Source organism: Gordonia sp. PDNC005, from assembly GCF_016919385.1.
GTDB lineage: Bacteria > Actinomycetota > Actinomycetes > Mycobacteriales > Mycobacteriaceae > Gordonia.
The window spans coordinates 2236573-2259712 of record NZ_CP070351.1; the positions used below are offsets into that span (position 1 = coordinate 2236573).

20 protein-coding genes and 1 other RNA gene are annotated in these 23140 nt (G+C 67.1%); 8 read left to right on the forward strand and 13 right to left on the reverse strand.

The genetic code is table 11. The annotated features are described in order from the left end of the window. Positions 1-13: 13 nt before the first annotated feature. Positions 14-1552 carry an AMP-binding protein gene (locus tag JVX90_RS10640; protein WP_205328763.1) on the reverse strand — a complete coding sequence of 513 codons (1539 nt, stop codon included), beginning with the start codon at positions 1550-1552 and terminating at the stop codon, positions 14-16. Positions 1553-1690: 138 nt separating this feature from the next. On the opposite strand from JVX90_RS10640, the gene JVX90_RS10645 reads away from it, so the two are divergent. After that, the gene (locus JVX90_RS10645) at positions 1691-2491 is read left to right on the forward strand and encodes a TetR family transcriptional regulator (protein ID WP_205328764.1); all 801 of its coding nucleotides are present in this window, start codon (positions 1691-1693) and stop codon (positions 2489-2491) included. 55 nt (positions 2492-2546) lie between these two features. On the opposite strand, the gene JVX90_RS10650 is transcribed toward JVX90_RS10645, so the two are convergent. The 5 genes from JVX90_RS10650 to JVX90_RS10670 form a co-directional block, all read right to left on the reverse strand. After that, a complete protein-coding gene (locus JVX90_RS10650; RefSeq protein WP_205328765.1) occupies positions 2547-4223 on the reverse strand; it encodes an AMP-binding protein in 1677 nt (558 codons plus the stop codon). Then, positions 4220-5176 (reverse strand): cyclase family protein, encoded by a 957-nt coding sequence (locus tag JVX90_RS10655; protein WP_205328766.1) that lies wholly within the window; start codon positions 5174-5176, stop codon positions 4220-4222. The genes JVX90_RS10650 and JVX90_RS10655 overlap by 4 nt, the downstream gene beginning before the upstream one ends. A gap of 189 nt (positions 5177-5365) precedes the next feature. Next, a complete protein-coding gene (locus JVX90_RS10660; protein ID WP_205328767.1) occupies positions 5366-6454 on the reverse strand; it encodes an alpha/beta fold hydrolase in 1089 nt (362 codons plus the stop codon). Between the two features lie 25 nt (positions 6455-6479). After that, positions 6480-9485, reverse strand: a complete 3006-nt coding sequence (locus JVX90_RS10665) for a bifunctional [glutamine synthetase] adenylyltransferase/[glutamine synthetase]-adenylyl-L-tyrosine phosphorylase (RefSeq protein WP_205328768.1) — start codon at positions 9483-9485, stop codon at positions 6480-6482. A 12-nt stretch (positions 9486-9497) separates the two neighbouring features. After that, positions 9498-10835, reverse strand: coding sequence for a glutamine synthetase family protein (locus JVX90_RS10670; protein ID WP_205328769.1), 1338 nt, complete (start codon positions 10833-10835; stop codon positions 9498-9500). 202 nt (positions 10836-11037) lie between these two features. Between JVX90_RS10670 and panB the strand changes: the two genes are divergently transcribed. The 4 genes from panB (at position 11038) to JVX90_RS10690 (ending at position 15848) form a co-directional block, all read left to right on the forward strand. Next, complete coding sequence (gene panB / locus JVX90_RS10675; protein WP_205328770.1) at positions 11038-11877, forward strand: 3-methyl-2-oxobutanoate hydroxymethyltransferase; 840 nt, start codon at positions 11038-11040, stop codon at positions 11875-11877. A 16-nt stretch (positions 11878-11893) separates the two neighbouring features. After that, positions 11894-12850 (forward strand): prolyl aminopeptidase, encoded by a 957-nt coding sequence (pip, locus tag JVX90_RS10680; protein ID WP_205328771.1) that lies wholly within the window; start codon positions 11894-11896, stop codon positions 12848-12850. Between the two features lie 9 nt (positions 12851-12859). After that, on the forward strand, positions 12860-14350 hold the full coding sequence (locus JVX90_RS10685) for a CYTH and CHAD domain-containing protein (protein ID WP_205328772.1): 1491 nt from the start codon (positions 12860-12862) through the stop codon (positions 14348-14350). Between the two features lie 79 nt (positions 14351-14429). Then, positions 14430-15848, forward strand: coding sequence for an RNB domain-containing ribonuclease (locus tag JVX90_RS10690; protein ID WP_205328773.1), 1419 nt, complete (start codon positions 14430-14432; stop codon positions 15846-15848). 3 nt (positions 15849-15851) lie between these two features. Here JVX90_RS10690 and rnpB read toward each other — a convergent pair. From rnpB to cobC, 5 genes are all read right to left on the reverse strand, one after another. Then, positions 15852-16264, reverse strand: an RNA gene (gene rnpB, locus JVX90_RS10695) — RNase P RNA component class A. A 57-nt stretch (positions 16265-16321) separates the two neighbouring features. After that, the gene (locus JVX90_RS10700; RefSeq protein ID WP_205328774.1) at positions 16322-16975 is read right to left on the reverse strand and encodes a histidine phosphatase family protein; all 654 of its coding nucleotides are present in this window, start codon (positions 16973-16975) and stop codon (positions 16322-16324) included. Further along, positions 16968-17729: a C4-type zinc ribbon domain-containing protein gene (locus JVX90_RS10705; protein WP_205328775.1), complete on the reverse strand. Its 762-nt coding sequence runs from the start codon at positions 17727-17729 to the stop codon at positions 16968-16970. The genes JVX90_RS10700 and JVX90_RS10705 overlap by 8 nt, the downstream gene beginning before the upstream one ends. A gap of 9 nt (positions 17730-17738) precedes the next feature. Continuing rightward, on the reverse strand, positions 17739-18860 hold the full coding sequence (locus JVX90_RS10710) for a Nif3-like dinuclear metal center hexameric protein (protein WP_205328776.1): 1122 nt from the start codon (positions 18858-18860) through the stop codon (positions 17739-17741). Further along, entirely contained in the window at positions 18857-19978 is a 1122-nt protein-coding gene (gene cobC / locus JVX90_RS10715; RefSeq protein WP_205328777.1) for an Rv2231c family pyridoxal phosphate-dependent protein CobC, read from the reverse strand. Before cobC ends, JVX90_RS10710 begins: the two co-directional genes overlap by 4 nt. A 30-nt stretch (positions 19979-20008) precedes the next feature. Here cobC and JVX90_RS10720 point away from each other — a divergent pair, with 30 nt between their 5' ends. The 3 genes from JVX90_RS10720 to JVX90_RS10730 are packed head-to-tail and all read left to right on the forward strand — an operon-like array spanning position 20009 to position 22214. Beyond that, positions 20009-20740 (forward strand): HAD hydrolase-like protein, encoded by a 732-nt coding sequence (locus JVX90_RS10720; protein ID WP_205328778.1) that lies wholly within the window; start codon positions 20009-20011, stop codon positions 20738-20740. Beyond that, positions 20733-21236 carry a low molecular weight protein-tyrosine-phosphatase gene (locus tag JVX90_RS10725; protein WP_205328779.1) on the forward strand — a complete coding sequence of 168 codons (504 nt, stop codon included), beginning with the start codon at positions 20733-20735 and terminating at the stop codon, positions 21234-21236. Before JVX90_RS10720 ends, JVX90_RS10725 begins: the two co-directional genes overlap by 8 nt. 27 nt (positions 21237-21263) lie before the next feature. Next, on the forward strand, positions 21264-22214 hold the full coding sequence (locus JVX90_RS10730) for an SURF1 family protein (protein WP_205328780.1): 951 nt from the start codon (positions 21264-21266) through the stop codon (positions 22212-22214). Between the two features lie 15 nt (positions 22215-22229). Here JVX90_RS10730 and JVX90_RS10735 read toward each other — a convergent pair whose 3' ends face one another. Continuing rightward, a complete protein-coding gene (locus JVX90_RS10735; RefSeq protein WP_205328781.1) occupies positions 22230-22652 on the reverse strand; it encodes an organic hydroperoxide resistance protein in 423 nt (140 codons plus the stop codon). Between the two features lie 28 nt (positions 22653-22680). Then, positions 22681-23127 (reverse strand): MarR family winged helix-turn-helix transcriptional regulator, encoded by a 447-nt coding sequence (locus tag JVX90_RS10740; RefSeq protein WP_275889925.1) that lies wholly within the window; start codon positions 23125-23127, stop codon positions 22681-22683. Positions 23128-23140 lie beyond the last annotated feature (13 nt).

Sequence of the window (23140 nt, forward strand, 5' to 3'; positions counted from 1 at the left end):
TCGGGCGCCGGGGTCAACCGCGCAGCTCGCGCCGGAGCACCTTTCCGGTGGCCGTCTTCGGCAGTTCGGTGACGACGGTGAATCGCCGCGGCCGCTTGTAGGCGGCGAGTTGTGTCGCGACGAAGGTCTCGATCTCGTCGACAGTCGCGGTGGCACCGGACTCGAGGGCGACGAATGCGCTGACCACTTCGCCACGCGTGTCGTCGGGCACGCCGACCACGGCGGCCTCGGCGACCGCTGGGTGTCGGTACAACACGTCCTCGACTTCGCGCGGCCACACCTTGTAACCGGCGGTGGTGATCATGTCCTTGCGACGGTCGATGAGAAATACCCAGCCGTCGCTGTCGCGGAATCCGACGTCGCCGGTGCGGAGTGCACCGTCGACTGGACCGTCGACGACCACGCCATCACGCCAGTAGCCGGGACTCACCTGCGGACCGGAGATCTCCACTTCACCGACCACGCCGGGGCCGACGGGTGCGCCGGAGTCGTCGACGATCCGGCACCGCGTAGCCGCAACGGGAACGCCGATGGAGAGTGCTCCCGATTCCGGGTCGATTCGCTGTGCCTCACCGATCGGGGTGGCGATCGCGGGCGACGTGGTCTCGGTCAAGCCGTACACGATGCTGAGGTCCCGGCCTGCGCGCTCGGCCACCCGGTCGGCGACGGCCGCAGAGACGGGGGCGCCGCCGGTCGCCATCCATTTCACCGACCGGAAGTCGTCGGCCCCGGCGGAGGCGTCGACGAGCGCGACCATCGCACTGATGGCGCCGACGATGAAAGCGGGTCGATGATCGCGCATCGCCTGCACCAGGAGCCCCGCATCGAAGCGGTGAGCCAGAATCAGCGGCGCGCCCACCCGCAACGACAGCGCGAGGTGTCCGACGACTCCGGTCACGTGGAACAGCGGCGTGATCGCGAGGATCTCGTCGTCCGCGGTGATCGAGGTCCACTGTCGATAGAGTTCGGCGGCGGCCGTCAGATTCCCGTGGGTGATGACTGCGGCCTTGGGGACACCCGTAGTCCCAGACGTGTAGAGCAGGAGTGCCGGATCGTCTGACGCCGGCGGTGAGTCGCGCAGCCCCGCCGAGTTCGTCAACGGAGGGGCCGAACGCCAGTCGCCGGCTGACGTCAGCACAACTGTCGTCACGTCGGTGTCTCCGCCGGAGATGATCGACTCCGCACCGGCCGAGTACAGCTCGTCGAGGCAGACGAGCGCCCGAGCGCCGGTGTCGACCAACGCGAACGCGAGTTCACGCTCGGTGTTCATGGGGTTCAGCGGAACGGCCGTCCCGCCCGCCTTCCACGCGGCGATCACGGCGACGACAAAGCCGGGATCGTTCTGGCAGAGCACTGCGACACGGTCCCCGGGTCCGAATCCATCGTCGAGGAGCCTCTCGGCGAGCCGGTCGGAGAACAGATCCACGTCCCCGACCGTCAGTGTCGTGCCGAGGTATCGGATCATCGGTCGGTCCGCTCCGGCGGCGAGAGCCCCGGTGAACATCTCGAGGCCGGAAGTCGGCCGCGTCAGGTCGGCCGCGTCATCGATCATCAACGTGCTGCTCTCATTCCCCGTTGTCAGTGACAGTCGGCTCCCGCACCGCGATTGTAGGCTCCGCCGCCGTGTCGGCGTTGGGGTTTCACGGCCGGGTCGCACCCGAGATCGGTTGCGGCCAACTACGGTTGACGCATGTCCGAACCGCCGACCCAGGCGCAGTTGATGATCCGCCCGGCGCGGGAGCTGTCTGGGATCTCGATGCGTGAGCTCGCACGCCGCGTCGGCGTGAGCGTCGGGACGATGAGCGGGATCGAGACCGGCAAGGCTACGGTCAGCGTCGAGCGGCTCACCACGATCGCGACCGAATTGGGAACGACCGTCGAGTCGCTCGCCGAACTCTTCTCCCCCGCCCGGATCGACGACGTCGTTTCGACGTTCGATTGGCGGGTCTTTCCGGATCGTGACCTCGACCCTGCACTTGCAGCCGCGATCCGGTGTTTTGTCGGCGTCGGCTATCACGGTGCGACGATGCGCACGATCGCCGCGGAGGCCGGCCTGAGCGCGGCAGGCGTGTATCACCACTACCCGAGTAAGCAGTCGCTGCTGACGGCGGTGTTCGACCTGGCGTACGCCGAGCTGGCCGCGCACACCGATGCCGCTGCCGCCGACGCGGACTCCCCGACCGGGTCGTTCGGCAATGTGTGCGAAGCCGTCGCCTTGTTCTCCGCCACACGGCGCGACGTGATGGCGGTCGTCCTGACCGATCAGGCGAACGTCGATCCCGCAGACAAAGCCCGAGTGCAGTCGGCGTCGGACCGGCTGGTTCGGCAGGTCGAGCGTCTGGTCGGCGAGATCGGAGTCGACGATCCGGCGGCGACCGCGCGCGCCGTCGTCGACCTGTGCGGAAGTGTCTGCCGCCTCGACCCGACCGGGGATCCGGCGACGATCGCACGCCTCTACCGACAGTTCGGCCTTCGACTCGCGCGAGAGTGAACCGACGAACTCTCCGCCCGACGGACGACGTCGGGCGGAGAGTCGATGGTGCGCCCTAGGAGCGTGCGATCACCTCGTCGCGCAACGTCCGCCGCAGCACTTTTCCGGTCGCGGTCTTCGGGAGCTCGGCGACGATCTCCACGGACCGCGGATACTTGTACGCCGCCATCTGGGCCTTGCAGAACTCGACGATCTCCTCCCCCGTCGCCGACTTGCCCGGCTGGAGTGAGACGAACGCCTTGACAGTCTCACCGCGATACTCGTCCGGCACACCGACGACCGCGGCCTCCGCCACTGCCGGATGCCCGTACAGCACGTCCTCGACTTCCCGAGGCCACACCTTGTACCCGGACGCGTTGATCATGTCCTTCTTGCGATCGACCAGGTAGAACCAGCCGTCGGCGTCCATGAATCCGACGTCGCCGGTCCGGAGTTCGCCTCCTGGCATCGATTCCGCCGTCGCCTCGGGTCGATTCCAATATCCCGGTACCACTTGCGGACCCGACGTGGCGAACTCCCCGACTTCGCCGACTGGGACGTCGTCGCCGTTGTCGTCGATCACCCGGACCACCGTGTTGAACACCGGCACCCCGACTGAGAGGGCGCCCGACTCGGCGTCGACCGGCGCACGGACACCGAACGGCACCCCGTGCGACGGCGAGTTGGTCTCCGTGAGGCCGTAGATGTTGTGGATGTATGCCCCGAGCACCTTCTCGAGACGATCTGCGACCGCAGGTGCGATCGGTGCGCCGCCGGAGTACAGCGCCCGCAAGGATGTGAAGTCGCCGGACACCGCGCCACCGGAGTCGGCGAGTGCGATGTACGCGGTGATGGCACCGACAGTGAATGTCGGCCGATGCTCGCGAATCGCATCAACCATCACCTCCGGCGAGAACCGATGCGTCAGTACCAGTGGCGCCCGAAGCAGAGCCGCGATCATCACGTGCCCGACCAAGCCGGTGATGTGGAAGAGGGGCGCGACGCCGAGCACCACGTCGGCTCCGGTCAGGCCCATCCACTCGCGGTAGGTCTGAGCGTTGAACGCCAAGTTTCCGTGAGTGTTGAGCGCACCCTTCGGCTTTCCCGTCGTTCCCGATGTGTAGGTCAGGACGGCGAGATCGTCCGACGTCGGCGGCGTCGCGGGAACCACGGCCGTCCCGTCGTACCCGGTGATGACCTCTGTCAAGGACAGAGTCCCGTCGGGGACGTCCGACGTCTGCCCACCGAGCACACGGTTGTCGTCGCGCGACTGGCCGTCGAGCGCGGACACCGTGATCACCGTCTGCACGGCGGTCCCTCCCGCGGCGATCACTTCGCGTGCCACGTCGTCGTAGAGCTCGTTGAGAGCGAGCAAGGCGACCGCGCCCGAGTCCTCGAGGAGATACGCGAGTTCGCGGTGCCGATTCATCGGGTTCACCGCGACCGCCGCACCACCCGCTTTCCACGCCGCGACCAGCCCGATCACAAAGGCCGGATTGTTCTGGACGTAGAGCGCCAGACGATCGCCCGGTGCGAAGCCGTCGGCGATCAACGACGCAGCCAGCGCATCGGCGGCACAGTTGATCTCTCGATAGGTCACGACACCGTCGAAGTACTTGATCGCGGGCGCGTCCGGCACCTCGGTGGCCGCCGACACGAAGATCTCGAGAGCCGACTCGTTGTCCGATGTGATGTCGGCGGGCCGGCCTTGCGAGTACAGCGCGAGCCACGGCCGGTCGGTGTACACCGTCACTTGATCGCCACCGGGTTGACCGGGGATCCCGTCGCACGATGGATCTTGAGAGGCGCGGCCACATAGAACGACGTGTAACGACCGTCGTCCGCCGAGTCGGCGGCGAGTTTCTCGAGGTCGCAGATCTCGGTGAACGTGACGCCGAGGTTCCGCATCAGCGCATTGTGCAGGACAAGCGCCACACCGCTGTTCGGATCGAACGTGACTTCGTTCGCGATCGTGTCGGTGACGAGATTGGGGATCTCCATTTCCTGGAACCACTCGACGAGTCCCGGCGAGTACACCAGTCCCGACTCGCAGAAGTCCTCATAGAATGCGTCGCCTTTGTCGAAGAACAACTGAAGGTGGTTTGTGCGGATCATCAAGATGTCGCGCTTGGCGATCGGCGTGCCCTGTGCTTCTGCGCAGGCGATGAGGTCCTCGTGTGTGAACGTCTCGCCCGGCTCGAGGTAGTCCTTACCGCGGAAGCGCGCCATGTCGAGGAGGTTCGCCCGGCCTGCGACGCCGCGCTGCGCGATCGGTTCGACGCTGGCCTTCTCGAGGCCGCCGATGGTGGTGCGGGCGTCGTAGCCGTTCCAGATCTTGCCGTCGTACCAGACGTGTCCCAGAGCGTCGTATTGCGTTGATCCCTGGAGGAAGGCGTTCAGCTTGTCGTCGGCGTAGTGCAGTCCACCGGGGAAGGCCGGTCCGTCGCCGCCCTCGTCCCAATGCGATTCGTCCAGGATCATCTCGCGGGTGGCAGGACTGCGGCCGGGCCACACCGGATCGCCGTTCGGATCGCCGATGAGTCTCTGAAGGGTGAACAGCTCCCCCTTCTGGATCTGCGCAGCACCGGCCACGACCTGTTCCGGCGTCAGGTAGTTCAGCGATCCGACCTGATCGTCCGGTCCCCACTTGCCCCAGTTCGACGGGGAGTCGGCCAGAAGCTCGGTAAGGTCAGGAGCATCGGTCATGGGTGTCACACCTTCCAGAGAATGAACACTCGCCCACCGAGCGTTCGGTTTGTTCAGCTGTGATCAGAGTCACCCGCCTGGCGGAGAAAGTCAAGAGGCAATCGCAGCGTTCCGCGAAAGTGCAGGTACGCCGCTCACCGAGCGCCTACGTCGACTCGGGTCGTACACCCATCGATCGGATTTGTGGACTCACCTGTCCGCGTCAGGAGACGCCGCGAACGGCTTGATGAACTCCGGCATGCCGCCGGTTCGACGCAGCAACGGTGTGCCGAAGAACGGTGCAACAACCTGACAGGGCACCACTCTGCTCGGATGGTCGTCGAGCGCGTTGAGGACGAAGGCCGCGGCGCGGGGCGATCCACAGATGCCGAGGTGATCGGACAGGTCTTTCACACAGCCGGACTGAAGGACGATGTTCGTGACGTCGACGCCCTCCGGTCCCGGGAGTTGACCTGACGTGAACGGGTGGACCAGTTCGTCGTGGACAGTCGAGATGTTGGTGTACGAGATGCCTGGGACGTACGGCCCGCCGTCGGAGTTCATGGTGGCGATGAACTCCGAATCGTCCATCATCTGCGGGAGAGCACGGCAGGGAACCACTCCCGCAGGATCGAAGCCGAACCGGTCGAGGACGCCGGTGGCTCCGTCGAGCACCGTGGTTCCCTCCCACAGGGGCGCCAGGGACACGTACTTGCCGATTTTGTCGTGCCCGCCGAGGAAGCGCGCCCAATAGTTGGGGACGAGTGTGCCCTGCGAATGGCCGACGACGTGCACCTTGTCCGACCCGGTCGCGGCCATGACCTTCTCGGCGAAGGCGCCGAACTCCACCGCACTCTCCTCGATCGTCGTCATCCCTCCGAGCGCCGAGATCGGCCACCTCGACCCGGGGATTGCGCCGAAGGTGAGCGTGAACACCGAGTATCCGGCCTCGGTGAGCAACGGAACATAGGTGCCCCAGTTCGTCTGGCCGCCGCCTGCGGTTCCGTGCGCGAGGATCACCGGGATCGGGTGTGCCGGGTCGAGCGGGTCGTCCCATCGGTTCGCGCCGGGCAGACTTCCGCCCGGATGCGCGAGTTCGGGGCCGATGCCTGCGAAGAAGTCGTAGACCACCTTGCCGGTCGGGTCGTCCGCGTCACCGCCGAGACTGATCAGTTCGCGCGGAAACCGCTGGACGACGGAGTTGGCCGCCTTCAACAGCGGCTGACTGATCTTCTGCGCCGCCGCAAGCGGAAGCGTCACCAGGTCGCCGATGAACTCGTTCAGGTTCTTCGGAGGCATTCGACCATCGTAGTCACCGCTGCCCTCAGCTCCCGAACACCTCCAGCACCACGGCCTTGGCCCGTCGCGTCACTCGCATGTAGTGCTCCAGGAACTCCAACGCCTCGTCTTGAGGCCAGCCCGCCGCGTAGGCCACCGCACGCAGCTGACGGCCCGGTGACGGGAGCTGGTCGACGGGCTTGCCGCGGACCAGGACCAGCGCATTCCGCGCCTTCGTGGCGGTGAGCCACGCCTCGGTGAGGATCTCGACCTCGTCGACCGGCACGAGTTCGGCCGCCGCGATGGCATCGAGTGTCTCCAACGTCGACGTGTTGTGCAGGGACGGATACTCGTGGGCGTACCGCAGCTGGGTCAGCTGGACGGTCCACTCGACATCGGCGAGTCCGCCGCGACCGAGTTTTGTGTGCGTCGCGGGGTCCGCGCCGCGAGGCAGCCGCTCGGAGTCGACGCGGGCCTTGATGCGACGGATCTCACGGACCGCGTCCGGGGACACACCACCGGCCGGGTAACGGGTCCGATCGATCATGTGCAGGAACGCCAGACCGAGGTCGGCATCGCCTGCCACGGTATGAGCACGCAGCAGCGCCTGCACTTCCCACGCCTGCGCCCACTGGTCGTAGTACGCCGCGTACGACGCCAACGTCCGAACCACGGGGCCGTTCCGCCCCTCCGGTCGGAGACCGATGTCCACTTCGAGAGGCGGATCGGCGCTCGGCGTGCCGAGCATCGTCCTGACCTGCTCGCACACCTTCTGCGCCCACCGGACGGCGTCGGCCTCGTCCGCACCGTCGACGGGATCGCACACGAACAGAACGTCCGCGTCCGAGCCGTAGCCCAGCTCACCTCCACCGAGCCTGCCCATGCCGATGACGGCCAGCCGTGCGGGCGCGGGCTCGCCTTGTAACGACTCCTCGATCACTTTCTCCAGCGCCGCGTCGAGCACTGCCGCCCACACTGTCGACAGTGCCCGGCACACCTGCTGGACTGTCATCAGTCCGAGGATGTCGGCCGATGCGATCCGTGCGAGTTCGGCGCGGCGATGAGATCGCGCGACTGCGATCGCCCGGGTCAGGTCCGGGGCGCGCCGCATGGACGCGCGCAGGCCTTTCGCCACGTCGGCCGAGTCGACCTCGATGAGCTTGGGTCCGGTCGCACCTGTCGAGTAGAGCGCGATGACATCCGGCGACCGCATCAGCAGGTCGGCGATGTACTCGCTGGTCCCCAGGACTCGCATGAGCCGCTCCGAGACAACACCGTCGTCGCGGAGAAGGCGCAGGTACCAGGCCGTGGTACCCATCTGCTCACTGAGCTTGCGGTAGTTCAGCAGGCCCGCGTCCGGGTCTGGAGTGTCGGAGATGTGCTCGAGCAGACCGGGCAGAATCATCGACTGAATAGCACCGGTGCGCCCCGGCGTCGAGGCCAACGCCCGAATGTGTGCGAGCGCGCGATCGGGCATCGCGTACCCGAGTGCGGCGAGCTGGCGCTTGGCCGAGTCGTCGGTGAGTCGCAGCAGCCCCTTGTCCTGCCGCGCCACGGCGTCGAGCAGCGGCCGATAGAACAGCTTCTCGTGCAACTGCCGTACACGCGTGATCTGCTTGCGCAGGTCACGACGGAGAACCGCGGCGGCGTCCTGGCTTCCTTCGGGACGAATGTGCGCAGCGCGTGCCAACCAGCGCATCGCGGACTCGTCGTCGGGCTCGGGCAACAGATGGGTCCGACTCAGACGCTGCAGCTGGATCCGATGCTCGAGCAAGCGGAGGAACTGGTACGACGCCGAGAAGTTCGCGCCGTCATCGCGCCCGATGTACCCGGCTGTCGTCAATGCGTCCAGCGCATCGACAGTCGACTGCACACGCAGGGACGCGTCGACGCGTCCATGCACCATCTGCAGCAGTTGGACGGCGAACTCGACATCACGCAAGCCGCCCCGGCCGAGCTTCAGATTGCGGGCCTTGTGCTCGTCGGGAACGAGGGACTCCACCCTGCGGCGCATCGCCTGCACCTCGGGGACGAAGTCGTCGCGCTCGGACGCGTCCCACACCATCGGAGACGTCGCCGCGACGTAGTCGCGGCCGAGCGACATGTCGCCGGTCATCGGACGCGCTTTCAACAAGGCCTGGAATTCCCAGGTCTTGGCCCACCGCCGGTAGTACGCGACATGTGATTCGAGGGTCCGGGTGAGCGCACCGGACTTGCCCTCCGGACGCAGACCCGCGTCGACGTCGAAGAAGGCCTGCGAACCGATGCGCATCATCTCGCCCGCTATCCGGGCAGATGCTCCGTCGGCCGGCTCCGCGACGAAGACGACGTCGACGTCGGAGACGTAGTTCAGCTCGCGGGCGCCGCATTTCCCCATCGCGATCACTGAGAGTCGGGTCTCGAGCGGGCTGTCCCCCGCTACCTCGGCGATCGCAACGGCGAGGGCAGCAGTCAACGCCGCGTCGGCCAGGTCCGCCAGCCGGCCGCCCACCTCGGCCAGGTAGAGGACTTCCTCGTTCTCAACGGTCGCGGCGAGGTCGTGCGCGGCGAGGATCAGAATCTGATCGCGGTACGCCCTGCGGAGCGCCGCGACCGCGTCCGGTCCGGTGATCGCGGCGCGGAAGAGCAGATCGTCGTCGGACGTCCCGGAGACCCGGACCGCTCCGATCGAGTCGAGGAGCGCGGACCGCGACTGCTCGGCAGATGGCATCTCGTCGTCGACGAGCAGCCGCCACGCATCGGGTTCGGCGACGACGTGGTCGGCGAGCGCATCCGACCCGCCGAGCACCGACAAAAGCCTGCCGCGGAACGCCTTCGACGATCGCAGCAACGCATCGATCTGCGGCCAGTCCCCTGACCCTTCACGGTCGTGGAGCCGCACGAGCGCCCGCAACGCCAAATCGGCGTCGGGTGCCCGCGACAGAGCCCACAAGAGATCAACCGTCGCAGCACTCGACCAGCCCAGCGTCGCGAGATCCGCGCGCGCCGTGTCGTCGAGAAGCCCCAGACGGCCAGGACTCGGAATGGCCGAACGGCCTCCGGTACTCGTCACGTCTGTGCCCTTCTACAGCGGTAGGTAACTCTCGAGCTCGAACGGGGTCACGCGGCCTCGATACTCGGCCCACTCCGCCCACTTATTGCGGAGGAAGTAGTCGAAGACGTGCTCTCCGAGGGTCTCGGCGACGAGTTCTGACTTCTCCATCTGTGTGAGGGCGTCGGCCAGCGAACCCGGGAGTTCCTTGTAGCCCATCGCACGACGCTCTGCGGGCGTCAGCGCCCAGACGTTGTCCTCAGCCTCTTCGGGCAGCTCGTAACCCTCTTCGATGCCCTTGAGTCCGGCCGCCAACAGGACTGCGAAGGTCAGGTACGGGTTGCAGGCGGAGTCGGGGCTTCGGACCTCAACACGCCGCGACGATGCCTTGTTCGGCGTGTACAGCGGGAGACGGACCATCGCCGAACGGTTTGCACGACCCCATGTGGCGGCCGTCGGGGCCTCGTCGCCGTAAATGAGCCTCTTGTAGCTGTTGACCCACTGGTTGGTGACCGCGCTCATCTCGTTCGCGTGCTCGAGGATGCCCGCGATGAACTGCTTGCCGATCTTCGACAGCTGCATCGGATCATCCGGGTTGTGGAAGGCGTTCGTGTCGCCTTCGAACAACGACAGATGCGTGTGCATGGCCGATCCCGGGTGCTCACTGAACGGCTTCGGCATGAACGTGGCGCGGACACCGTCGTTGAACGCGACCTGCTTAATCAGGTAGCGGAAGGTCATCACGTTGTCGGCCATCGACAGAGCGTCGGCGTAGCGGAGATCGATCTCCTGCTGGCCTGGGGCGCCCTCATGGTGCGAGAACTCCACCGAGATGCCCATCGACTCGAGGGCCTCGATCGCGTGCCGACGGAAGTTCGGCGCGGAGTCGTGGAACGTCTGGTCGAAGTAGCCGCCGCCGTCCGCCGGGATCGGCGGGGTGCCGTCGAGTGGCAGATCCTTGAGCAGGAAGAACTCGATCTCCGGGTGGACGTAGCAGGTGAAGCCCTGGTCGGCGGCCTTGTTCAGCTGGCGACGCAGCACGTTGCGCGGGTCGGCCCACGACGGAGTCCCGTCGGGCATCGCGATGTCGCAGAAGATCCGCGCCGAGTGCTGACGGCCGTCAGTGACCCACGGGAGCACCTGGAACGTCGACGGGTCGGGCTTGGCGACGGTGTCGGCCTCGGAGACGCGCGAGAAGCCCTCGATGGCCGAGCCGTCGAACCCGATGCCCTCGGCGAACGCGCCTTCGAGCTCGGCCGGTGCGATCGCCACCGATTTCAGGTATCCGAGAATGTCGGTGAACCACAGCCGGACGAAGCGGATGTCGCGCTCCTCGAGGGTGCGCAGCACGAATTCCTGTTGGCGATCCATACCCGAACCCTAGTGCTCCGCGATTACGCGCGTGTTACACCCGGCACTTTGCCGAATCGCGGTGCCTGGCGAGCCTCAGCCGCATGTGACTAACGCCACCGAATCCCATCTGCCGGAGGCACGACGCCGGTGGGAGAATCGAGAGGTCCACACCAACCCGGGTACCCGCACACGCGGGACTCGAGGCAGAAATGAGGCAGTCATGTCGGAAGCATCCGTCTACGGTTCGGCAAGCACCCCGAGCCCCCGTCGCGCCACGCGCATTCAGCACCTCGCCCAGTGGAAGACCGAAGGTCACAAGTGGGCGATGCTCACGGCCTACGACTACTCCACAGCTCGCATCTTCGACGAAGCCGAGATCCCCGTCCTGCTGGTCGGAGACTCCGCAGCCAACGTCGTCTACGGCTACGACACCACGATCCCCGTCTCACTCGACGAACTGATCCCGCTCGCTCGTGCCGTTGTGCGCGGAGCGCCGCATGCGATGGTCGTCGCCGACCTGCCGTTCGGCACGTACGAGGTGGGCCCCCAGCAGGCACTCGAATCGTCGATCCGCATGTTCAAGGAGTCCGGCGCCCACGCGATCAAGATCGAGGGCGGCGAACGGATCGCTCCGCAGATCTCCGCGCTGACGCAGGCCGGCATCCCGGTCATGGCGCACGTCGGCTTCACGCCGCAGAGCGTCAACGGCCTCGGCGGCTACCGCGTCCAGGGCCGCGGAGACGCAGCCGACCAGCTCATCGCCGACGCCATCGCCGTCCAGGAGGCCGGCGCGTTCGCCGTCGTCATGGAGATGGTCCCCGCCGACGTCGCAGGCCAGATCACTCGCAAGCTGACCATCCCGACAGTCGGCATCGGCGCAGGCAACGAGACCGACGCCCAGGTGCTCGTCTGGCAGGACGCTGCGGGATACACCCACGGCAAGACCGCCAAGTTCGTCAAGCGCTACGCGTCGATCGGCGACGATCTGCGTACTGCTGCCCGCCAGTACGCCGCCGAGGTCGCGTCGGCCTCGTTCCCAGGTCCCGAGCACTCCTACTGACCGATAGGCTGGACGCATGCGCACGTTGTACCCACCCATCGAGCAGTATGCGTCCGGCCATCTGTCGGTCGGCGACGGTCAAGACGTCTACTGGGAGTGCTCTGGCAACCCGGACGGGAAGCCCGTGGTATTCGTGCACGGCGGCCCCGGCGGCGGGACGTCCCCGCAGCAGCGCCGGTTCTTCGACCCGTCGAAGTACCGGATCGTGCTGTTCGACCAGCGCGGCTGCGGGCAGTCGCGACCGCACATCGCCGACGGCGCCGATCTGTCGGTCAACACCACGCAGCACCTGATCGCGGACATGGAGGCGATCCGTGAGCACCTCGGTATCGACACGTGGCAGGTGTTCGGCGGATCGTGGGGCTCCACTCTGGGGCTCGCCTATGCCCAGACCCACCCGGAGCGTGTGACCGAGTTGGTCCTGCGCGGGATCTTCCTGCTGCGTCGCAGCGAGATCGATTGGTACTACAACGGCGGTGCGGCACACATCTACCCCGACGTGTGGGAACAGTACTTGGAGCCGATTCCGGAAGACGAACGCTCAGGCGATCTCGTCGCCGCCTATCACCGGCTGCTCACCGGTGACGACCGCGAGGCCGCTCAACATGCGGCGAACGCGTGGTCGGCGTGGGAGAACATGACGAGCTACTTGGAGCCCCGCCCCAACTCGGGCGACGAAGGCGTCGAAGACCTCGCCTTCGCCACCATCGAGAATCACTACTTCACCAACCACGGGTTCATCAACGACGGCCAACTCCTGACCGACATCGCGCGCATCGAGCACATCCCAGCCGTCATCGTCCAGGGACGCTACGACGTCGTCTGCCCGATGCGAAGCGCCTGGGATCTGCACCGGGCGTGGCCAGACGCCGACCTCCATGTGGTCGACGACGCAGGCCACGCCTCCTTCGAACCCGGCATCGTCCATCACCTGGTGGAAGCCACCGACCGCTTCGCCCACACCCGAGCCTGAAGGCACATCATGAGTCCCGCCGCGCACGAATCCCTCGAGATCGAGTTGAAGTTCGACGTCGACGCGGGACTGCCCGCACCCGACCTGTCCGGGCTGGTGCCGGACGGTCGGGTCGGCGAACCGCAGACCTACCTCCTCGAAGCCACCTACTACGACACCGCGGACACCGTCCTCGCCGCCAACCGGACCACCCTGCGACGACGGGCTGGTGGCACCGACGGCGGATGGCATCTCAAGCGCCCGTCCACGGTGAAAGCCGCTCGTCGTGAACTCGCAGTCGACTTCGACGAGGCGCCGTACGACGGCGGTGTGCCCGCGGCGTTGACCGATCAGGTGGCCGCGATCGTCCGCACCGGGAAACTGGTACCGGTGGCCACGATCACCACGGACCGCACAGTAACCAGCGTCTTCGACAGTGACGACCGCGAGATCGCGGTGTTCTGCGAAGACGTCGTCTCCGCGGAGTCCCTGCTACCCGGCGGGGGCGTCAGCCGGTGGGCGGAGTGGGAGTTCGAGCTGGTGAACGGTGACGCCGCGATCCTCAAGCGCGCCAAGGCGTATCTGAAAGACGCAGGCGCACGGAAAGCGTCGAGCACGTCGAAACTGGCTCGGGCGATCGGATCGCAGCCCGCCGACGTCGGCCGGCCCGCCCTGCCGAAGAAGCCGACTGCTCTCGACCTCGTCATGACCGATCTCGCAGCGCATCGCGACGCGCTCGTCGCGTACGATCCCCTCGCCCGCGACGACGCCCCGGACGCTGTCCACCAGATGCGCGTCGCAGCCCGCAAGCTGCGCTCGATCCTCACCTCCTACCCTCAGGTACTCGCTGTCGACGTCGCGGCTCCGATCTCCGAGGAATTGCGCCTACTCGGCGAGGTGCTCGGCGACGTCCGCGATCTGGAAGTCCAGTTGGAGACGAACGAACTGCTGCTGGCACGCGAGAACGCACCAGAGGATCTTGTGGCGGTGCTGGTCGACGGCGAACGCGTCCGCCACGAGCGCGCGCTCAAATCGATGCGGTTCGCGTTGTCGACGCATCGCTACCTGACTCTGCTCGACGATCTCGACCGACTCATCGCGGCACCGGCCACAGGACCAGACGCCGATCGACCGGCACGCGACGTGGCCGCCGAGGCTGTCGCCGCATCGTACAAACGCCTGCGTAAAGCCCAGAAAGCCCTCCGGGATCACGAAGTGTGGTCCCACGACTGGGTGGAGCAACTGCACAAGATTCGCAAGCGCGCGAAGGCGGCTCGGTACACAGCGGAATCGACCGAGGCCCTTCGCCGGGACTCATTCGGCAAGGTCGGTCGCTACGCCAAACAGATCCAGACGCACCTCGGTGTTTTCAACGACACCGCCGTCAACCGAGAGCGCTTGCTCGCTGTGGCTGCGAACTCGCCGCTCAGCCCGCAGGCGCACTTCGTCCTCGGCCGCCTCGACGCACGCGAAGAGGCCCGAGGCCGCAAAGCGGTGAAGGCCTACCGCCGCCTCGACTGAGGCGGTCAACGTTGGCGGCGATTTCGGTGCTGAGCACCAGAATCGCTGCCAACGTTCGTAGTCGCATACATTCGATCCCATGCAGCGCAGAGTGTTCGCACCAGCCATCGACTTCGACCAGATCCGACGGGAACTCGACGTCACCGAGGAGTTCCCCTCCGCAGCGACTGCTGAAGCCGAGGCCGCCACCGACCGAGTACCCGACGGCCGCGTGGATCGAACTGACATCGACCTGGTCACCATCGATCCGCCCGGGTCGAAGGACCTCGATCAGGCACTGCACATCGACGCGACCGACGACGGGTTCACCGTCCACTACGCGATCGCCGACGTGGCCGCGCTCGTCGCGCCCGGCGGCCCGATCGACACCGAGAGCCGGATGCGGGGGCAGACGATCTACTTCCCCGACGGAAGCGTCCCTCTGCATCCGCGTCCGATGTCCGAAGGCGTCGGGTCGCTCCTGCCCGGCCAGACCCGGCCCGCAGTTCTGTGGACGGTGACGGTGAATCACGACGGCGACCAGACCGGCGTTCACGTCGAACGCACAACTGTCCGTTCCCGCGAGCGGCTCGACTACGCAGGGGTGATGGCCGCCGCAGACGGCGGCACCCTGCATCCGTCGATCGCCGCGCTCCCGGCCTTCGGAAAGACGCGTATCGACTGGGCGCTGCGGCGTGGCGCAGTCCAGTTGGACCTACCCGATCAGGAGATCGTCCCCCACAACGGCGACCGGGCGTGGACGCTTCAGATCGCACCGCACACCCCGGCCGATCAGTGGAACGCCCAGGTGTCGCTGCTCGTCGGGATGGCCGCCGGACGGATGCAACGCGACGCGGGCGTCGGACTGCTGCGCACCCTGCCGCCCGCGTCTCGCGAGGCGATCGACGATCTGCGCGCGGCGGCCACTCACCTCGGAGTGGCGTGGGCCGACGGCGCGACGCCGGGCGAATTCCTCGCGTCCCTCCCCGCAGACGCTCCGACCACGCTGGCGCTCATGTCCGTCGGGGCACGGCTCATGCGCGGCGCCGGATACCTGTCACTCGACGACTCGTCGGCCGCCCTCGATGACGACGCCGTCGCCCACGCGGGAGTCGGTGGCGTGTACTCGCACGTCACCGCGCCCCTCCGACGCCTCGGCGACCGGTATGCAACCGAGACATGCCTCGCCATCGCCGCAGGCGGCCGACCTGGCCAATGGGTACTCGACGTGCTGCCAACGCTCCCGAAGATCATGGCGTCGTCCGACTCGACGGCGTCGACGGCCGAACGCCGTAGCGTCGACCTCACCGAGGCAGTGGTGCTCGCCGACCAGATCGGCACTCGTTTCGACGCCGTCGTGATGCGAGACGCGCGCGGAGACAAGCCGGCCGAGGTGTTCATCTCGTCGCCCGCGATCATCGGCGGCTGCGATGCAGCGCCCGCTGCCGGGACGGCGTGCACCGTCGAAGTGGTCGAAGCCGACCCGGCGACATCGCGAGTCCGCTTTCGTGCGGTGTAGAGGCGAACGAGTCGGCGCATAAGCCGGATCCTGTACCGGTCGTGAAGACCGGCGGCGACCATCCATCTGGACACACCGTCGCCGGGTGCCTCAAGCAGCCAACCCGCGAGCTCGGACGAGCAGTCCTGAAAGCACTCGCGCATCCGCACCGCGAGCGGTGCGGACTTCGGCCTTGCTCCGGGTGGGGTTTACCTAGCCGTCGCGGTCACCCGTGACGCTGGTGCGCTCTTACCGCACCGTTTCACCCTTACCTCCCGCCGAAGCGGGCGGCGGTCTGTTCTCTGTGGCACTGTCCCGCGGGTCGCCCCGGGTTGCCGTTAACAACCACCCTGCTGTGTGGAGTCCGGACTTTCCTCGACATCAGGCCTGCACGAATGCTCGTACGGTTCCCTCGCCGCGGCCGCCCGGCCGACTCGTTCGCCATTGAAGGATACCTGCACGCCTACGGTGCGCTCGACAGGCAGGGTGCCGGGCTACTGGAGGTGGGCGGTGTCGTTGACGAGGCGGACGACGGAACCACCGTCGGGATAGAACTCGACGATCGAGAAAGACGCGAGGTCGAGGTGCATCCGGAACAGGAGTTCCGGGCCGACGCCGAGCGCGCCGCGCAGGAACGTCTTGATGGGAGTCACGTGACTCACGGCGAGGATCGTCTGCCCCGGGTACTGGTCGACGAGATCGTCGCGGACCTGCGCGATGCGCTCGGCGACGACGGCGAAGCTCTCTCCTCCGGGCGGCGCGACGTCGACGTCGCTCAGCCATTTGCGGTGCAGACGACCGTCGCGGTCGGCCGCCTCGCGGAACGTCAGTCCCTCCCACTCTCCGAAGTCGGTTTCGATGAGCCCTTCGTGAACGGCCACGTCGAGACCAAGAACTCGGGCGGCGAACTCCGCGGTGTCACGAGTCCGGGCCAACGGCGACGAGACGATGGTGTCGATCGGGCCGAACGGCGATGACGACAGTCGGGTGGCGGCGGCTGTCGCCTGTGCGAGGCCAACATCCGTGAGCGACGGGTTGCCGCGACCCGAGTACCGGCGTTCCACCGAGAGCGGTGTCTGTCCGTGACGCAGCAGGACGATACGGGTCGGCGTCGACGTCTGCCCCTGCCAGGTGGCCTTGTCACTCACGCGGACGTCCCTGCCCGGGAAGTCCGGAGTGATTGGTGCGCACCATGATCGCGCCGCACTCCTCGCACCGGAGCACTTCGTCCTCATCGGCGGCGGCGATCCGCGACAGCGTGCGGGGATCGAGTTCCATCCGGCACGCGCCACAGCGACGAGCCTGGACGAGTCCGGCGCCGACCTGCCCTCGACTGCGCAAACCGTCGTAGATCGCCACGAGCGGACCGTCGATCGTCGCCGCGAGTGAGCGTCGGCGATCGGTGATGTCGGCGACCTTCTGTTCTGCCTCCGTAGCGCTCGAATCGCGTTGAGCGACGAGGTCGAGTTCCTTCTCGGTCAGCACCAACAGTGCCGCCTCGGCACGATCCGCTTCGGTGCCCGTGGCCTCCTGCTGTTCCATCAACTCGAGCATCTCGGCTTCAAGATCGTCGCGGCGACGGACCAGATGATCCAGCTCGTGCTGCAGCTCGGTGAGCGCTTTGTGACCGACGGTCCCGGCGTCGATGGCGGCCTGATCGCGTGCGGCGTGCTCAGTCATCCCGGTTAGCTCGGCGTCGATCTTGTCGTACACCGCCTGCAGATCGTCGACGGCGACCCTCGATCGTGCGACGTCGTCTCGTGCGGTCTCCAGCGCCGTCGCGAGGTCCGCCAGTTCGGCGTCCTCGGGCAGGTTCTTACGCGAATGCTGCGCTTTGGCGATGTCGGCGTCCAGCTCGGCGAGGTCGAGCAGCAGTCGCTGCTGCGCTGCGGGTGCTTTCACGGCGCTCTCCTATCTCTGTCGGTCGACCACGGTGAACGGGTCGGTTGGCGGTGCGTAGACGGTCGTCTCGCACCCGAAGTCGGTGAGTACATCCGCTGCGGACGTACACCACGGGAACTCAGTGGCCCAGTGACCCGCATCGATGAGCGCGGGAGCCCCGGCTCGCCGCGCCTCGTCGACAACGTGGTGGCGCAAGTCGCCGGTGAGGTACGCGTCGACTCGGGCCGCGGTCGCCGCGCCGATGAGCGAGTCGCCCGCGCCACCGCACACTGCGATGGTCTCGACGACGCCGGCCGGGTCGCCCGCTGCGCGGATTGGCCAGGCCGCCGTCGGCAACGCCGTTCCAGCGTGTGCGACGAACTCGTCGAGCCGCATCGGCGCAGGCAGCCGTCCGATCCGTCCGAGGCCGAGATCACTGTCGACCGCTGCCTGCTCGAACACGTCGTATGCGGGCTCCTCGTACGGGTGTGAGTCCCGAAGCGCGGCCAGTACGGCCGACCGTGCCCGCCGCGGTGCGACGGTCTCCACGCGTTCTTCGTCGACGTGGGTCAGTTCGCCGACGCCGCCGATGGCGGGCGACGCGCCCTCAACGGGTCGGAACTGGCCGGTGCCGACCACTCCCCACCGGCAGTCGCGGTAGTCGCCGACCGCTCCGGCGCCCGCCGCGAACATCGCTTCGGTCACCTGGTCGACGTTGCCTTCGGGGACCATGACGACCCACTTGTCCAATACCGGGGCGGGTTCGACCTCCAGCGGGCGGGTGTCGACGAGGCCGAGGGCGCCGGCCAAGGCGTCCGAGACGCCCGGTCGCGCCTTGTCCGCGTTGGTGTGCGCGGTGAACAACGCGCAGTTCGCCCGGATCAAGCGGTGGACGATGCGTCCTTTCGGGGTACCCGCCGACACGGTGTCGACCCCGCGCAGAAGCAGCGGGTGATGTGCCAGCACGAGGTCGGCGCCCACATCGATCGCGTGGTCGACGACGGAGTCTGTCACGTCGACGCAGACGACCACTCGGCGCACCTGCTCGGCTGGATCGCCGCAGACTAGACCCACGGAATCCCACGTCTCCGCGAGTTCGGGCGGGTACACGGTGTCGAGCCGCAGAATCACCTCGGCGAGTGTGCGGGTCATCGGTTGCCTGTCTCTCCTGGTTCGGCGGGTTGGTCTCTCATATCTTGCATCGCGGCGATCAGCGCATCGCTCAGATTCTTCGGACGCACCGCGAGGCGCAGGTGGTCCGATCCCAGGCCGACGAAGTTCGCGCAGCTGCGGACCGCGAACCCACGCTCCCGCAGTGTTTCCTTGAGATCGAGTGCGTGCGGTGTGGACAGCAGAACGTACGGTGCGCGCGGCGGTGCGAGTGGATGCAGTCCGATCTCCCCCAATCGGGCGACCAGGTGCGCTCGGTCGGCCGCGACGATCCGCGCCTGGTCGTGCGCGTACCCCTGGCCGGCCGCACCGAGGCACGCATGCAGGGCCGTGAGGGTGAGCGTGCCGAGCGGCCAGTGGCGTCGCCCCCGTGTCATAGCGTCGATCATCTGTGATGACGCGAGGAGATACCCGGCGCGCAACCCGGCGAGCCCGAAGGTCTTTGTCACAGACCGGACGACGATCAGGTCGTCTCCGGCCAGGTGCGCCACCGACTCCGGCTCGAGCCGGTCGCCGTCGAGGGTGAGGTCGGCGAACGCTTCGTCGACGAGGATCGTTCGCCCTGGTCGTCGCAACGCGAGAAGGTCGGCGGCCGGATGCAGCACCGACGTCGGGTTCGTGGGGTTTCCGACGACGACGAGGTCTGCGTCCTCAGGGACCTCCGCGTCCGACAGACGCCATGGCGGCGGCGGCGTCACGTGTGTCACCCGCGTGCCGGCAGCGACAAGGACTCGCTCCGGTTCGGTGAACGACGGTTGGATCAGCGCGGCGTGAGAGAAGCCGAGGCGCGCGACGAGTTCGAAGCCTTCGGCCGCTCCACCCAGGAGAAGCACATCATTCACATCTCGGCCGTGAATCGCTGCGGCGCGAGCGGTGGCTGCGGCGGTGTCGGCGTCCGATGGATATGCAGCGAGATCGGCGATACGCGAGGTCAGGGCCTCAACGATGAAGGGCGGCGGGCCGGGGCGGACGTTGACCGCGAAGTCGACGAGGCCGGGACCGGCGTCGGCGTCGCCGTGTCGGTTCGGATCAGTCAGGCGATCGTGTGACGATCCGACGCCACCTGCCGCCGCGGTGAGCCCAGGCACGTCGACTGTCATGATCACTCACCCTACGTGCACGATGGAGGGATGAGTCCGTCCGCAGTGCCCCGCATCGTCGATGGTCGGCGGAGCGTCGACCCGGCCGCCGCCGACACGGTGGTGCTGTTCGACCTGGACGGGACGGTCACCGACAGTTTTGTGGGAATCACGACATCGTTCCGGCATGCGTTGATCGAGATCGGCGAACCGCTCCCGCCCGACGACTTCTGGCCGTCCATCGTCGGCCCTCCGCTCATCGACTCACTGGCCATGCTCGGGATCACCGGCGACCGTGCGGTCGCCGGCGTACGGGCGTACCGCGCCCGATACGACGTCATCGGCTGGCGCGAGAACGCAGTGTTCCCCGGCATGGCCGAGTTGCTCGCCGACCTCACCACGGCCGGGCGCACACTCGCGATCGCGACGTCGAAGAACGAGGTGATCGCCCGACGGATCCTTGAGCATTTTGATCTCGCTGACCGATTCACGCACATCTGCGGTGCCGACGACGCCGTCGGACGGTCCGCGAAAGGCGACGTCGTCGCCGAAGCGCTCCGTCGTCTCGGCACGAATCCGACAGATCGGCCGATCGTCATGATCGGTGATCGATCTCACGACGTCGACGGGGCCGCTTCGTGCCACGTCCCGACGATCGGCGTGAAGTGGGGTTACGCTCACGCAGGAGAGTTGGAGGCGGCCCAGCATCGAGCGGGCAGCCCGGAAGACAATCGGTGGATCGTCACGACGGTCCCCCATCTGCGAAAGGTTCTCGGTGTCTGACAACACGGCGACTTCGGCCGCCAGCAGCGCCCTGCACATCTGCTTCGTCTGCTCCGGCAACATCTGCCGGTCGCCGATGGCCGAACTCATCTTCGCCCGAGCCGTCGACGACGCCGGGCTGTCGGAGCAGGTCAGGGTGACAAGTGCCGGGACGGGCGGGTGGCACATCGGCGAACCGGCGGACAATCGTGCGCGTACCGAACTCCTCGCACACGGTTACTCCGACCAGCACGTCGCCGCGCAACTGTCACCCGATCACCTCTCGGCCGATCTGATCGTCGTAGCCGACCGCGGTCACGTCGCCGACCTTGAGCGCAAACGCCTCGGAAACCGCGTCCGCCTGCTCCGGAGCTTCGACCCGGACGCCGCCGACGCCGACCTTCCCGACCCCTACTACGGAACACCGGACGACTTCTCGGAGGTCCGCGAACAGATCGAAGCAGCGATCCCCGGTCTGCTCGCGTGGACGCACGCCACGCTGGCCGATCGCGGCTGAAGACGCCGGGTCAGTAATCTTGGGGGCGTGCGCGTCCTTCGTTCGTTCTTCAAGCCCGGGTGGCTCCTGCTCGCGGTGTTCGTCGTGGCGTTCGCCGCCGCTTGTTTCTCGATTCTCGCGCCGTGGCAGCTCGGCAAGAACTCCGACACCGAACATCGCAACGAACTGATCCGCGCCGCCACCGGCACCGCACCGGTCGCGATCGACGAGTTGGCGCCGAAGGGCACTGCGTTCGATCCGGAGCGCGAGTGGCGCGAGGTGACCGTTCGGGGTCGGTACCTGCCGAAAGGGCAGGTGCTGCTGCGTTTCCGCTACGCGGACGAACGTCCTGCAGTGGAGGCGCTCACTCCGTTCCAAGTAGCTGGCTCCGACCGCGTCATCATGGTGAACCGCGGAATCGTGCCGTCGGCTGCCGACGGCACGTTCAGTGTCCCGACTCCGCCCGATGTCGAGGTGACGATCGCGGCGCGCCTGATGCAGACCGAAGGCACCAGCCCCGGCAAGGAACCGCGCGTCGAGAACAACGTGCTCACGGCCTACACGATCGATACGGCGGCATTGTCGAAGGCGACCACGATGCCGTTGGAGTCGTTCTACCTGCAATTGTCGTCTGAGCAGCCTGGATCGCTCGGCGAGATCGCCCTGCCGCAGCTCGAGAGCGGACCTTACCTCTCGTACGGCTTGCAGTGGCTGGCATTCGGCGTGATGGTGCCACTCGGCGCCGGATACTTCATCTTCAACGAGGTCAAGGCGCGTCGCGCACAGAAGGTGTCGTCGGACGACGACACCTCCGAGGAGCCGCTGCCCACGGCGAAGTCCGAGCGCGACCGTGTCCGCCAGGCCCTGCGCGAGTCGGGCCAGCGGTCGGGCAACGACGTCGATTCGAAGGCCGTCGCCGGAATCGGCGAGGGCGGCTCGGACGTCGAGTCTGACGACGACGTCGTCCGAGCCAAACTCGCCGCACGCTACGGGAGGTAGCGCCGCTGTGTTCGATCAGTCGTCGGAGACGGTGATCGTGACCGGGATGTTTCCGCGAGTCGCGTTCGAGTACGGGCACACTTCGTGCGCCTTGTCGGCGAGCGCCTGCGCTTGCGCCTGATCGAGGTTGGGGATGGTCACTTCGAGGGTCACCTCGAGTGCGAAGCCGCCGGCGTCGTTCGGCCCGATGCCGACGCGCGCGCCGACCGACGAATCGGTGACGTCTGCCTTCGCCTGGCGGGCGACCAACTGGAGCGCCGAGTGGAAGCAGGCGGCATAGCCGACGGCGAACAGCTGCTCCGGGTTGGTCCCCTGACCACTGCCGCCCATCTCGGTCGGGATGGCGAGGTCGAGGTCGAGACGACCGTCGGACGATCGGCCGTGGCCGTTGCGGCCTTCCCCGGTGGCGAGGGCTTCTGCGGTGTAGATGGTGCTCATGAGCATTCCTGTCTATTGGGTCGATCGACTACACGGGGTCAGCGCCGTGCGCGCGGAGTGCTGCGGTGAGTTCAACGAGCCGGTCGCGGAGAGCGACTGCGGACTCGCGGTCGAGCCCGGTGGCGGACGCGATGCAGCGGGGGATCTCCTCGGCGTCGGCGCGCAGAGCACGCCCGGCGTCGGTGAGGTGAACGTCGACTCGTCGCTCGTCGTCGCGCTGGCGACGACGTTCGATGAAACCGAGAGCTTCGAGCCTCCGGAGCAGGGGCGACAAGGTTCCGGTGTCGAGGTCGAGCTCGGCGCCGATCTCTCGAACTCCCCTGCCGTCGCGCTCCCACAACACGAGGAGCACGAGGTACTGCGGATACGTGACTCCGAGCTCGTCCAGCATCGGCCGGTACACCGCAGTGGTCGCCCGGGAGGCGGCGTACAGCGCGAAGCAGAGTTGCTGGTCGAGTGCGAGGTCGTCGTTCACATCGATAACGGTA